Source organism: Sphingobacterium spiritivorum, assembly GCF_016724845.1.
Taxonomy (GTDB): domain Bacteria; phylum Bacteroidota; class Bacteroidia; order Sphingobacteriales; family Sphingobacteriaceae; genus Sphingobacterium; species Sphingobacterium spiritivorum_A.
This window is the reverse complement of the sequence record NZ_CP068082.1, coordinates 4,878,294-4,891,437: the sequence shown is the minus strand read 5'-3', so window position 1 is coordinate 4,891,437 and position 13,144 is coordinate 4,878,294. Positions and strand designations below refer to the sequence as shown.

Genomic DNA, 13,144 nt, shown 5'->3' with positions numbered 1-13,144 from the left:
AATATTATTTATTGTCATCAGCTTTTTCGGACTGAGGTGCAATCACCTGTCCCTCCTGCAGCATATCTATACCTTTTACTACAATACGGTCACCCTCTTTCAGTCCATCTTTTACCAGGTAATTGTTTCCGGTTTTTCCCAATACCTGAATAGGTTGCTGCATTACTTTGTTGTCTTTTCCGACAGTATAGACAAAGATTTTATCCTGCATTTCCAGAGTCGCCGCAGTAGGCACCAATAACGCCTGATCGATTGATTTACTCAGTCTGATGCGTCCTGTATTACCACTTCTCAACAACCCGTCCGGATTAGGGAAAGTCGCACGAAGGGTAATCGAACCTGTATTTTTGTCAAATTGACCATCTACCATATCTATTTTTCCGGTATGTTCGTAATTTTGCTGATCAGAAAGTACCAGAGTGACAGGAGGGAGGTTCTTTATTTTCTCTTCTATAGATTTTCCTTTTGCATTATTCTTGAACTGAACAAAATCATTTTCACTAAGAGAAAAGTATACATGCAGATCTCTTATATCTGACAATCCCGTTAAAGCCTGTGCATCCATAGGAGTAATCAGGCTTCCCTGTTTCTTTTGAAGGCGTCCGATGTATCCGTCTGAAGATGCACGGATAAGTGTGTAGCCCACGTTTATTTTGGCTGCTTCTATTGCGGATTTAGCTTGTTGTACACTCGCTTTTGCTGCATTGCGTGCACTGACAGCTGTTTGTAACTGGAAGTCTGTCAATACTTTGTTGTTAACCAGACGGTTTTTTTTCTCCACTTCCAGCTCCGCATTTTCCAGAGAAGCCTGAGCAACCTGAAGATTGGCTTTTGCCTGATTCAGCTGCTCCTGATAAGGTCGGTCATTGATCTTAAACAGCAATTGACCTTTTGATACTTTTTGTCCCTCATCCACATAGATATGATCCAGTATACCTTCGATCTGAGGACGTATTTCGACATTGGCCAGTGCTTCTATAGATGCCGGATATTCCTGATAGGTAGTTTCATCTGCCATCTGGATAGTCATGACGGGTAAAGCGGCAGGAGGGAGAGTTGCATCTGCTGGTTTACCCGTTCCGGTAGAGCAACTATACAGGAGTGCTCCTGAAAGATAAAAAGCTATTTTAACGCTATTAAAAGGTTTAACACTGTTAAATGATAAGCGATAGATCTCTAAAAGATTAGTAAATAGTGATTTTTTCATTATTAAATTAAAATTGTGTGATGGATGCTAAATTATGCTCTTTTGGTTGTGTTTAACATAATTAAATATGCTAACACTGTTAATTAAATTTTAAAAATAAACTGCCAATAAGTGACAGGGTGGATGTAATGGTATTAATCAATTAAATATTTAACACTGTTAAATTACCTAACAACGTATTAGTTTCCGGCAAAAAAAATTAATCTTTCAACGAACGGGTAATACCATAAATAGCATCGCGTAATACTTGTTGATTTGTGGTATCACCATTTCCCTGATTTACAAGATTAATGGATATAAGTCCGTGAATAACGGACCAGAAAGTAAAATACTTGCGGCATATCAATTCTTCTGAAGGCTGCTGATCTTCCATGATTTCACGGATGACATCACTTATCATTTTTCCATGTGATTCTACACAGAGGAAAGACTTTTCAAATCCGCAGCACTGGGTACCTACACCAAACATAAGCTGGTAAAGTTCCTTCTCTTCGAAGGCAAAGTTCCAATACGTAAACCACATTGCTTCTAACTGTTTCTCCAGTTCTGATTCCTGTAATTTCGCCTCTTTGACGCGTACGGACAGCATGATATATCCCTGATTGGCCAATTCGATAAGTATGGCTTCTTTATTTGCAAAATACTCATAGATCATGGGAGCAGTGTATTCAATGATATCCGCTATCTTACGCATACTCAATGCATGCCAGCCCTCTTCCTTCACAATTTGAAGAGAGGCATCCAGAATCTTACTTCTGTTTTCATCTTTGAGGCGTTGAATACGTTCTTTGCTACCCATTTTTAACTATATCAAGTTATTTAACATCGTTAAATGAATTGCAAACATCGAAAAAAAAATCATACAAAATGACATGATATTGTCATTAAGTAAATGATCAAAACCGGGATTTGAAAGTAAGTACATGTGAAAATAGGAGTTCAGAGGGATTACAGACTAATTTTACAGAGGAAATCCGTACAGATTCCCTCTGTAAAAAAATATTAAATTTCCAGATCCTGCTGTAGTCTTATATCATCAGATGCTGAACCTACACGGATCTTAAAACTGCTGCCCGGTTCCAATACTTTTTTCATCTGGGTATTGATAACAGACAAATCCCCGGCTGTCAGGACAAAGGAAACTGTTTTGGATTCTCCGGTTTTAAGATGTATACGTTCAAAATGTTTGAGTTGCTGTACAGGCTGGGATACAGATGCATATTGATTACGGATGTACAATTGGGCCACCTCATCACCATCATATTTTCCGGTATTTGTCAATGTAAAGGACACGCGGTAATCCTTATTGTCTTTTTGTATTTTCAGATCTTTATATTCAAAATCAGAATAGCTTTTGCCATATCCGAATGCATAAAGAGGAGTGGCTGCTTCTTCTACATAGCGATGATCCAGCGGACTTTTTCGATTGTAATGAACAGGTATTTGCCCCACACTTCTTGGAACGGAGAGCGGCATTTTTCCTGCTGGATTATAATCTCCGAAAAGCACATCAGCAATAGCATGACCACCTTCCTGTCCGGGATACCAGGCACATAAAAGAGCATCAGCATGTGTTGCAGCCCAATTCATATTCAGGGGACGGCCCTGTATGTAAATGACAACAAGCGGTTTACCTGTCTGCTTTAACGCTTTTAACAATTCCATCTGTCTCCCCAGAAGATCCAACGTAGAACGGTCAAATCCTTCGCCGCTTTCCATATCACTCACACTTTTATCGGAAGCTACAGCTGCACCTGTGGAGATATATTCAGTCTTGAAATCACGGGCACTGGAACCGCCGACAACAGCCACAATGATATCTGATTGCTGGGCAGCAGTCACTGCAGCCGGGATGTCACTGTTAGTCGTATCACGTATAGAACAGCCTTTCACATACGATACCTGTGCTTTGGGAAGACGTGCGGATATAGCCTGACGGACGGTGGTTACTGCTCCGTCTGGTTGCGGAGCAGTATAATCACCCAGCATATTGTATATATTGTCCGCATTTGGACCTATGATGGCGATTTTCACGTCTTTACGTAGCGGAAGAATATTATTTTTATTCTCCAACAATACGATAGACTCTCGGGCAACCTGTCTTGATAAGGCAATATTAGCTTCGGTTTTGACTTCCTTTTTTGCTGTTTTAGCATCCACAAATGGTTTTTCAAAAAGGCCCATTTCAAATTTTAATGCCAGTACTCTGCTGACCGCCTGATCAATGCTGTTTTCCTGCACCTCTCCCTGTTTCACAGCTTCGATCAGTCTGACATAAGCATTGCCGCCGAGGTCTGCATCAAGACCAGCTTCTATAGCTAATATTGCGGCCTGTTTGTGATCTTTAGCAACACGGTGACTTCCTTTTATACCTTCGATACTGCCCAGATCAGAAACCGTAAATCCGTTAAAATTCCATTCTTTACGAAGTATGTCCGTCAGTAAAAATTTGTTTGAGGAGCAGGGGATACCATCTACTGAATTGTAAGCGGCCATCACAGATTTGGCTCCTGCAGCTACAGCTGACTGAAACGGCGGAAGAAAATATTCCCGGAGCTCACGTTCGCCTATACTGGCTGCACTACCGTTATGCCCGCCTTCAGGAATACCATAAGCAACAAAATGCTTTAGTGTAGGGATAGTAGCAAACGGATCGGAAAGGTTACCCGATCCTAATCCTGTAACAATAGCTGCTGCCAGCGTACCGGTCAGTACAGGATCTTCTCCATAGCTTTCTTCCACACGTGACCAGCGTGGATCACGGGAAAGATCTAATACAGGGCCATAACTGATATGAGCACCTTGTTGTCTCACTTCTTTCGCTACGGTAGCGGACATTTTTTGCAATAAGGCCGGATTCCAGGTCGAAGCCTGACCTATTCCTGTCGGAAATACAGTCGTACCAATGGCCATATGACCATGAGGAGCTTCTTCGGCAAGAAAGACAGGGATGCCGAGACGTGTATTTTCTATGACATATTTTTGCAGGGCATTCGCAGCTTCTGCAGATAGCTGAGGATTCAGACCATTGGCAATTGTCTTTTGTGTCCAGGGGTCGGCTCTCAGGGTCGCCCATAACATTCCGATATGTTTGCTAGCTACGATATCCTTGAATTTTTGTGATACGGTCGCTGTATTTCCTTTTCGTTCATACATTTCCCAGCCAAGCGGACAAAGCAACTGGCCTACTTTTTCTTCGAGGGTCATGCGCTGAATCAAATCCCGGGTTCTTATCTCAACGGATTGAGACGCGTCTTTGTAAACAGGTTTTTGGGCAGCTAATGGCAATGGAACGGATAGCAATAAAGCGTAGATGACTACAGATAATTTCCTCATGAATAAATGCTGATGTGATTTCGTTTTAATTTGTTTGTAATAAGTGATTTATGTTGTATTTTCTTCAGTTTTTATTTATGTGACTTCTTTGTGGTATTGTAAGTATCCAAGCTGGCATCAAAGTTATCAAACAGTACTTTTAGCTCTTGTGCTTTTTCCGGAAATTCACTAATGACATTCGTTCGTTCACTCGGGTCGTAGGAGATATTAAATAATTCTTTTGCGGCTTCGTAGGGTTTGCCGGAATTGTTATTCACACCTGCAGGCAGCTCTCTGTATTTCCAGCTTCCTTTTCTTACAGCTTCTACCTTACCGTGATTGACCAGATAAATAGGTCTGTGATCTGCAGTTATATTCTCAGATTTAGAAGTCAGTAAAGCAGCAATAGACTGTCCGTCTAATGTTCGGGATGCCGGAACCGAAGCTCCCGTCCATTCTGCCAATGTAGGCAGGATATCGACATTACTGATCGCATTACGGAGGGTGATCCCTTCAGGAGTATGGCCTTTCCAGTACGTTATAAAGGGTACACGTACACCTCCTTCGTAGGTTTGTGCTTTTGATCCGCGAAATACTCCGGCTGTACCAACATGCCAGTTTTTGGTTTTATGATCGCCGCTCATACGGACAGGATATTCAATCCAGGGCCCGTTGTCACTGGAAAACATAAAAATCGTGTTGTCCGCAAGTCCCTGTTCCTCCAGACTGGCCCACATAATAGCGAGCTGTCTGTCCAGATCTTCCAGTACTGCACCTAACGGACCGGCAAAGTGCAGGTCTTTCATGCGCCCGGATTCGGCTGAAAAGGCAACGGGAAGATGCGGCATATTGTGAGCATAATAAAGGAAAAAAGGTTCACCTTTCTTTTGCTGGCTAATATATTGTTTTACTTCTTCTGTATAAATCCGGCTAAGTGCGGAGTCTGCAGGCCGGGTAACAACAGGAGTCTGATTTCTGAATATTTTGATGGTTGTATCGGTTTTGACATACGGATCTCTGTAGTCATGACTGTAGAGCATACCATAGAAATAATCAAAGCCCTGCTTATTAGGGAGGTATTCTCCATGATCGCCCAGATGCCATTTGCCAATCAAAGCAGTATGATATCCTTTTTCCTTTAACATTTCTGCAATAGTCACTTCCTGTGCAGGTAGGCCGTTTTTGGCACCCGGACCTATAGGATCAGGCAGATTATAACGGGATGCATACCGCCCCGTCAGCAGAGAGGCGCGGGAAGGTGTACAGGAAGGACTCGTTACCATATAATCTGTAGCACGCACTCCTTTGGCGGCCATTTTATCTAAAAAAGGAGTCGATATACTCGGATTTCCATAACAGCCTAAGTCTGAATAGCCCAGATCATCTGTCAGAACAAAAATAATATTGGGTTTTTGTTGCGCATATCCTGCTGTACAAAGCAGGCATAATAAGGTGAAAAGTATAGGTTTGAGATTCATTTGTTAAAAATATACAATAAATACTAAAATGAGAAAGAGAAAGCCTGAGCTCGCTTCTGGACAGCCTGATACATCTGTTACAATGCTGCAGGCAGCAATTCTATACTTTCATCTGCTTTTAAAGAAATAGTATAGGTATTTTGATTCTTTACAAGAGGTTTACCGTTTTTTGTTTTTAAAGCTTCGTCCGATCTTAATTGTAATATCCCTGTATGATTTGCTTTGACCCGTATGAATTTCAATCGGCCATTTTGCTTACTTGCGCTGATTACAAATCCTCCTTCGGTAAGGAGATTGGTAAAGGAAACGTCAGTCCACGATTGCGGAACAGCCGGAAAGACTTCTACATATCCGGACTTGCTCTGAAGCAACAGTTCGTGTATGCCTTGTGCAAATGCAAAATTGCCTTCCAGTGTAAAAGGTCTGTATGTGAATCCGGAATATTGTCCTCCCTTTTGATCTCCGTTGAGATGAAATGAATTTGTTGAACAAAAATTCCCTGCAAATTTCTGAAGATTGCTCACAGCCAGATCTGCTTCTTTGGCCCGGGCATAAAGACATGCCATCCACGTAAATGAGTAACCGACCCAGGCGCGTGTACCCAGTTTCTCTAGGTGTCTCAATGATTTGAGGATGAGTTTACCGTCCTGAGCATTGTTGATATCCAGTCTTCCCAGCGGATAGATGGCCATATATGGAGACATATGCCGGTGTGAGTGTTCCATACGTACACCGGGAGCCATTAACATACCGCTGTCATCTTCGGCATAATCGGGTAGCTGGGAAGCTGTTTTCTTCCAGTCTGCTGTCTCCGTCTTACGACCGGTGGCTGTGCTGACTTCTGCCGCTGCATCAAACAGAAAACGGGCTAATCCCAGATCAAAATTGGTCCAGTCTTTAAACCACGCATTTATACTGTTATCATTGTATTCCGGGCTGGAACTTAAGGGTAAATATCGTTTCCCTTCCCGTAGTTCCGTTATATTTTTCAGATAAGTAGCTGCTGCAATAATATAGGGATAGGCTCTTTCTTTTAAAAACACATCATCCATGCTATATTTCCACTGCCAGTAAAAATGCTGAGCCGTCCACGCACTTACAGTAGGAGAAAGAGAATACTGTATCCATCCGCCCATAGGCAGGCCATTTAAGGTAAGTACGCCTGGAATATTCAAGCCTTCCACTCCAAAATAGCGTTTGGTATAATCCACATTAGTCTCCCGGATACGCCATAGCCAGTCTGTGTATGTCTCAGCTTCAGCCAGCCGGTTGCCAGTATAAGCCGGCCAATAGCTAAGCTGTGTATTCAGGTCATTGTGAAAATCACCTTTCCACGGTGGAAGACCTCCGTTATCTGCTGTCCATACAGCTTGTAGAGTGATGGCCGATGCCCCTTTACGTGCCACTGCTCCAAGCTTATACATATCCAGATAATACTGCCGTTGCAGTAAGGTGTCAGGAAGAGACACCGACGACTGGCTCCAGTACTTATTCCACCAGCTAAGGTGGCTGTTCTCTAAGGCTTGTTCAGATTTTTTATTCATTTTTTCCGATACATCTGCCTTCCGGTTATTGCTTACAGTCCACATACCGATCAGTTTATCCTTTCCCGATCTTCTCCACTCCAGTTCTACTTCATAATAATTGTTCTCATAAGTAGGCTGATGAAGTAACTGGCGCTGTGCAGAATTCTTTAATAAGCCCTGTTTATACCCCAGCCTTGCCAAATGCTGACCTTCTACTACACTTACACTCGTGGCGCCGTTTCCTTTTGCCTCATACTGATGTGGCAGCAATTGGGGAATCAGCTTATCTATCTGCTTTGCACGTATCTCAAAATAGCCGATTGGCTCAGTTGCGTGTATATAACATCTGAAAGTATTTGCGTTATCAAATATGATTGTATTTTCTGCACGCCGGATATCCAGAATGTTGCTGACTGCTTTACCCAATACGGAAAGATCAAAAGACACCGCTGCAGCCGGAAGTTTGGTGGAGTAGGGCGACACATCATACGGTGCATCCCCCCATTGCTGCACCGCTTCGTAAGTCTTGTTGTTTACCTGCTGTTGCACCCAGCTGAAATTATGCTGTTCCCATTCAAATGCTTTACGTTCATCCCAGAGGTCCGCACGGTCAAGAGATAAGCGTAGTGTATTATCCTTTTGCCAGATCAAAGCTCCCAACATACCGTTTCCGAGAGGAATGGCTTCATCCCATCTTGTCGCAAGATGATCGGATTGCAGATTATACTTCTTCAGATTTTGGGCTTGCAGCTGCAGCACAACATAAATCATCAGATACAACAGGACAGATTTCTTTATATTCATAATTGATAAGGGGTAGAATCCATAAAGTTAAAGGTTTGAAAGAGTAAGAATTACACTTATTTTAACCATTTTAGCAACAAAATTGACATTTTTTGTTCCGTTTACCAGAATATTTAAGGGTGTAGGATTTCGTAATCGGCTAAATAAGTTGTAGATATGGTTAATTTTGGTTTATTAAGGTTGAGATCTATCTCTTATCTTTATAGATTCAATCTATCTTAAATTATTATAAACCTTATGAATTCTAACCGAAGAGATTTTATCAAACTCGCCGGACTCTCCAGTCTAAGTGTACTCAGCAGCAGCCTGTTGGTGCAAGCCAATACCTCTATACCTGCAACAAGTGAAATTAATAAGCCGGCAGGACTCAAAACATTCAATATGTGTGGTTTTAAGGCTCCAAAACTTGAAAAAGTAAGAGTTGGTTTTATAGGTGTGGGCAACCGCGGATCGGGTGCGGTATACCGGATGAACCATATCGATGGAGTAGAAATAAAAGCCATCAGTGACATCCGCAGAAATATAGCTGAGCGCTCACTTAAAAACGTATCAGGTCCGGTGCCCGATATATATGCAGACAAGGAAGATGAATGGAAAAAACTTTGTGACCGTAAGGATATAGACCTTGTATATATCTGTACGCCCTGGCATCTGCATACACCCATGGCTGTATATGCCATGAAAGCCGGGAAGCATGTTGCAATAGAAGTTCCTGCTGCAACAACAGTGGAAGAGTGCTGGCAGCTGGTCGAAACTTCAGAAGCCACAAAAAAGCATTGTATGATGCTGGAAAATTGCTGCTATGATTTTTTCGAACTGATGACACTCAATATGGCCAGACAAGGGGCATTTGGTGAGATATTACATGGCGAAGGTGCATATATTCATGATCTGCTGGACAGCAATTTTGGTAAGGATTCCTATTATGATATGTGGCGCCTGAAGGAAAACTTCCGAAACGGAAATCTATATCCTACACATGGTCTGGGACCGGTATGTCAGATCATGGATATCAACAGAGGAGATCAGATGGATTACCTGACTTCTGTCTCTACCAATGATTTCAGTATGTCTGCCAGAGCTAAGGAATTAGCAGCCAAAGATGATTTTTATAAACAGTTTGCCAATAAGCAATTCAGAGGGAATATGAATACCACTACTGTGCGTACACATAAGGGCAGAACTATTATGTTACAACACGATGTGTCGAGTCCCCGTCCGTATTCCCGTATTCATGCCATAAGCGGCACAAAGGGATATGCACAAAAGTGGCCTGAACCGGGAAAGATTGCTTTTGGTCATGATTGGATAAATGCTGAAGAAATGAAAAAACTGGAGCAACAGTATACACCCGAAATTGTACTGAAAGTAGGAGAAATGGCTAAGAAAGTCGGGGGTCACGGCGGTATGGATTTTATGATGGACTGGAGATTGATCGATTGCCTGAGAAACGGACTTGCATTGGACCAGGATGTGTACGATGCGGCACTTTGGAGTGTCATCGGCCCGCTGAGCGAAAAGTCGGTCAAAAACAGATCAAATTCCGTAGATATACCGGATTTTACAAAAGGAGCATGGAAGACCAATCAGCCGGTAGAGCTTACTCTGAAGGGTGGTGGCACTACAGGTGTTAAAGGCAAAAAATAATATGTAATAAGAGATTCCGGAAATACTTCCGGAATCTCCCGTTTATAAAGCACCATACTATGGCACATCCTTATTTAAAGGTATTCGTTTACCTGCTGGCATCTGTAACATGTCTTGTCGCTAAGGGACAACAGCAAAAGCCTAATATTATTTATATCTATGCTGATGATCTGGGCTATGGCGAAATCGGAGCCTATGGTCAAAAGCTTATACAAACCCCTCATCTGGACCGGATGGCTGCTGAAGGAATGAAGTTTACACAGCATTACACTTCTTCACCCGTATGTGCGCCCGCACGTGGAATGCTGCTGACCGGAAAGCATGGCGGACATGCCTATATCCGGGGCAATTATGAGATGGGAGGCTTTACAGATGATACAGAGGGCGGGCAGATGCCGTTGCCCGAAGGAACCTTTACGATACCATTAATGCTAAAAAATGCGGGTTATACAACCGGGATAATAGGTAAATGGGGGTTGGGAATGGTAAACACTACCGGTGACCCAAATAAGCAGGGCTTTGATTATGCTTACGGATATCTGGATCAGAAGCAGGCTCACAATTATTATCCGACACATCTGTGGGAAAACGGAAGCTGGGATACCTTACGGAATAAAGAAGTGAATATGCACACGCGAATCAATCCGCAGACAGCTTCTGATGCTGACTTTCAAAAATATGAAGGACTTGACTACGCACCTGAAAAGATGACGGAAAAGGCTTTGGCTTTTATCGATCAGCATCAGGATAAACCTTTTTTCCTTTATCTGCCCTACACCATCCCTCATGTAGGCCTACAGGCTCCTCAGGAATGGGTAGAAAAATATATAGGGAAATTCAAAGAAGAAAAACCATACTACGGGGAACAAGGATATAATCCATCCCGATATCCTTTGTCTACCTATGCAGCAATGATCAGCTATCTGGATGCGCAGGTAGGCTTTGTATTGGACAAAATCAAAGATCTGGGTCTGGATGAGCATACTATTATTATGTTTTCCAGTGATAACGGAGCCACTTTTAACGGAGGAGTTCAGACTAAATATTTCAATAGCTTAAGCAATCTTCGGGGGTATAAAATGGATCTTTTTGAAGGCGGTATACGAGAACCGTTTATTGTCAGATGGCCGGGCAGGATAAAAGCAGGAACAGAAAGTGATCTTATATCCGTGCAGTACGATATGATGGCAACTTTTGCCGAATTAGCCAATACTAAAACCAATAATACGGACGGCATTTCATTATTACCCACACTTACAGGACAGACAGGGAAGCAGCAACAACGGGAGTATATCTATTTTGAATATCCTGAAAAAGGAGGACAGGTGGCCGTCCGGATGGGACAATGGAAAGCTGTGCGAATTGACGTCAGGAAGGATAAAAATAGTCCATGGATGTTATTTAATCTGAATGAAGACCCTTCAGAACAACTTGATGTGGCACAAAAGCATCCGGATATTATAAAAAGAATGGATGAAATCCAGCTGCGTGAACATCAGAATTCACATCTACTGGAATGGGAATTTCTGAACAATAAGATGAAAAAGTAATACTATGCAGTATCAGATCATATTCTACTCTGATACTGCATAACTGAGAGAATAGTAATATGATTATTTCCTGTGTTTTTACGGAGCGTGAAGTGAATAGAGTTATTGTATTAATCCTTCTTTTTTCAGAAATTCTTCCAATACATTAAACCGAGCCAGAAACTCTCTAAACATTTGAGCTAACTCTTCACCTTCCAGAGGAATCTCATCTTCGAAGGCCTTACATATTTTTACAGGTTCTGAGGTCAGGCTTTTATCCTGATCGATTAGTTCAAAATCCAGAAAATCACCGGTTTTCATTTTTTTGTCTATCCACGTATATGAGGTGTTATTTTCGTCCGTCCCGCTTACCTCAAGAAAGTAGTATCCGTCTCTTTGGTACATAAATACAGTTATTGGAAAGTCAACTGCGATATTAAAAACTTCACCTTGATGTTGAATTTTAATGCCTTTCATTTTATAATTCCTTCCTCTGTTAATATTTTTTTAAGATCATTATATTCTTTCAGAATTTCCTGCGGATCTATTATCTCTCTTTAAACCGGAGGAACCGAATCCTCAAGGTCATATGCTGTTATTCTTATTTTATCTCCTTTTTGAATGCTGATATTCTCCCATTTCAGATGTAGTCCGATGCCATTATCTATACCGCTTACTTGTATGCTATTGGATGTATTATTATTTTCTGCATCATATGTATGCTAGATAAGCAGTACGAGTCCATTTTGAACACCAACATTGATGTTTTTTTATTACCTGCTGGCATCTGTAAGATGTCTTGTCAGCCAGGGACAACAACAAGAGCCTGATATTATTTCTGATGTTTTTGCAAAGCATAAGGAGAACTACTGTATTAATCCTTCTTTTTTCAGAAATTCTTCCAATACATTAAACCGAGCCAGAAACTCTCTAAACATTTGAGCTAACTCTTCACCTTCCAAAGGAGTATTTTCTTCAAAGGCCTTACATATTTTTACAGGTTCTGAGGTCAGGCTTTTATCCTGATCGATTAGTTCAAAATCCAGAAAATCACCGGTTTTCATTTTCTTGTCTATCCAGGTATATGAGGTGTTATTTTCGTCCGTCCCGCTTAAGTCAAGAAAGTAGTATCCGTCTCTTTGGTACATAAATACAGTTATTGGAAAGTCAACTGCGATATTAAAAACTTCACCTTGATGTTGAATTTTAATGCCTTTCATTTTATAATTCCTTCCTCTGTCAATATTTTTTTAAGATCATTATATTCTTTCAGAATTTCCTGCGGATCTATTATCTCTCTTGAAACCGGAGGAACCGAATCGTCAACATCACATGCTGTTATTCTTATTTTATCTCCTTCTTGAATGCTGATATTTTCCCATTTCAGATGTTGTCCGATGCCATTATCAATACCGCTTACTCGTATGCTATTGGATGTATCTTTACTTCCTATATCATAGATAAGCAGTACAAGTCCATTTTGAACACCAACATTGATGTTTTTTTTATTGATTGTAATCGTATAACCTTTCATAATTTAGTTAGCTGTGAAGAATATTAAACGTTTTATTGATTATGGTTTTATCTTATTTTTTTGCAAGAAAACAGCAGAGTAAAATGCTTGTAAAATTTCTGCAT

Annotated in this window: 10 protein-coding genes; 2 read left to right on the top strand and 8 right to left on the bottom strand. The window is 41.4% G+C overall.

The window, feature by feature from the left end:
• Nucleotides 1-4: 4 nt before the first annotated feature.
• The 5 genes from I6J03_RS20940 to I6J03_RS20920 form a co-directional block, all read right to left on the bottom strand.
• On the bottom strand, nt 5-1,207 hold the full coding sequence (locus tag I6J03_RS20940) for an efflux RND transporter periplasmic adaptor subunit (protein ID WP_003005869.1): 1,203 nt from the start codon (nt 1,205-1,207) through the stop codon (nt 5-7).
• Between the two features lie 199 nt (nt 1,208-1,406).
• On the bottom strand, nt 1,407-2,006 hold the full coding sequence (locus tag I6J03_RS20935) for a TetR/AcrR family transcriptional regulator (RefSeq protein WP_003005866.1): 600 nt from the start codon (nt 2,004-2,006) through the stop codon (nt 1,407-1,409).
• A gap of 203 nt (nt 2,007-2,209) precedes the next feature.
• Complete coding sequence (locus I6J03_RS20930; RefSeq protein WP_003005862.1) at nt 2,210-4,543, bottom strand: glycoside hydrolase family 3 N-terminal domain-containing protein; 2,334 nt, start codon at nt 4,541-4,543, stop codon at nt 2,210-2,212.
• A gap of 71 nt (nt 4,544-4,614) precedes the next feature.
• Nucleotides 4,615-6,000: a sulfatase-like hydrolase/transferase gene (locus I6J03_RS20925; RefSeq protein WP_003005858.1), complete on the bottom strand. Its 1,386-nt coding sequence runs from the start codon at nt 5,998-6,000 to the stop codon at nt 4,615-4,617.
• 77 nt (nt 6,001-6,077) lie between these two features.
• Nucleotides 6,078-8,330, bottom strand: a complete 2,253-nt coding sequence (locus I6J03_RS20920) for a glycosyl hydrolase family 95 catalytic domain-containing protein (protein WP_003005855.1) — start codon at nt 8,328-8,330, stop codon at nt 6,078-6,080.
• A 237-nt stretch (nt 8,331-8,567) separates the two neighbouring features.
• Between I6J03_RS20920 and I6J03_RS20915 the strand changes: the two genes are divergently transcribed.
• Nucleotides 8,568-9,977 carry a Gfo/Idh/MocA family protein gene (locus tag I6J03_RS20915; RefSeq protein ID WP_003005852.1) on the top strand — a complete coding sequence of 470 codons (1,410 nt, stop codon included), beginning with the start codon at nt 8,568-8,570 and terminating at the stop codon, nt 9,975-9,977.
• Between the two features lie 59 nt (nt 9,978-10,036).
• Entirely contained in the window at nt 10,037-11,527 is a 1,491-nt protein-coding gene (locus tag I6J03_RS20910) for an arylsulfatase (RefSeq protein WP_201693961.1), read from the top strand.
• A gap of 102 nt (nt 11,528-11,629) precedes the next feature.
• Here the strand turns inward: I6J03_RS20910 and I6J03_RS20905 are convergent, their stop codons facing one another.
• From I6J03_RS20905 to I6J03_RS20895, 3 genes are all read right to left on the bottom strand, one after another.
• A complete protein-coding gene (locus I6J03_RS20905) occupies nt 11,630-11,983 on the bottom strand; it encodes a hypothetical protein (protein ID WP_003005842.1) in 354 nt (117 codons plus the stop codon).
• Nucleotides 11,984-12,372: 389 nt separating this feature from the next.
• The gene (locus tag I6J03_RS20900; protein ID WP_003005839.1) at nt 12,373-12,726 is read right to left on the bottom strand and encodes a hypothetical protein; all 354 of its coding nucleotides are present in this window, start codon (nt 12,724-12,726) and stop codon (nt 12,373-12,375) included.
• Nucleotides 12,723-13,040, bottom strand: a complete 318-nt coding sequence (locus I6J03_RS20895) for a hypothetical protein (protein ID WP_003005837.1) — start codon at nt 13,038-13,040, stop codon at nt 12,723-12,725. Before I6J03_RS20895 ends, I6J03_RS20900 begins: the two co-directional genes overlap by 4 nt.
• Nucleotides 13,041-13,144 lie beyond the last annotated feature (104 nt).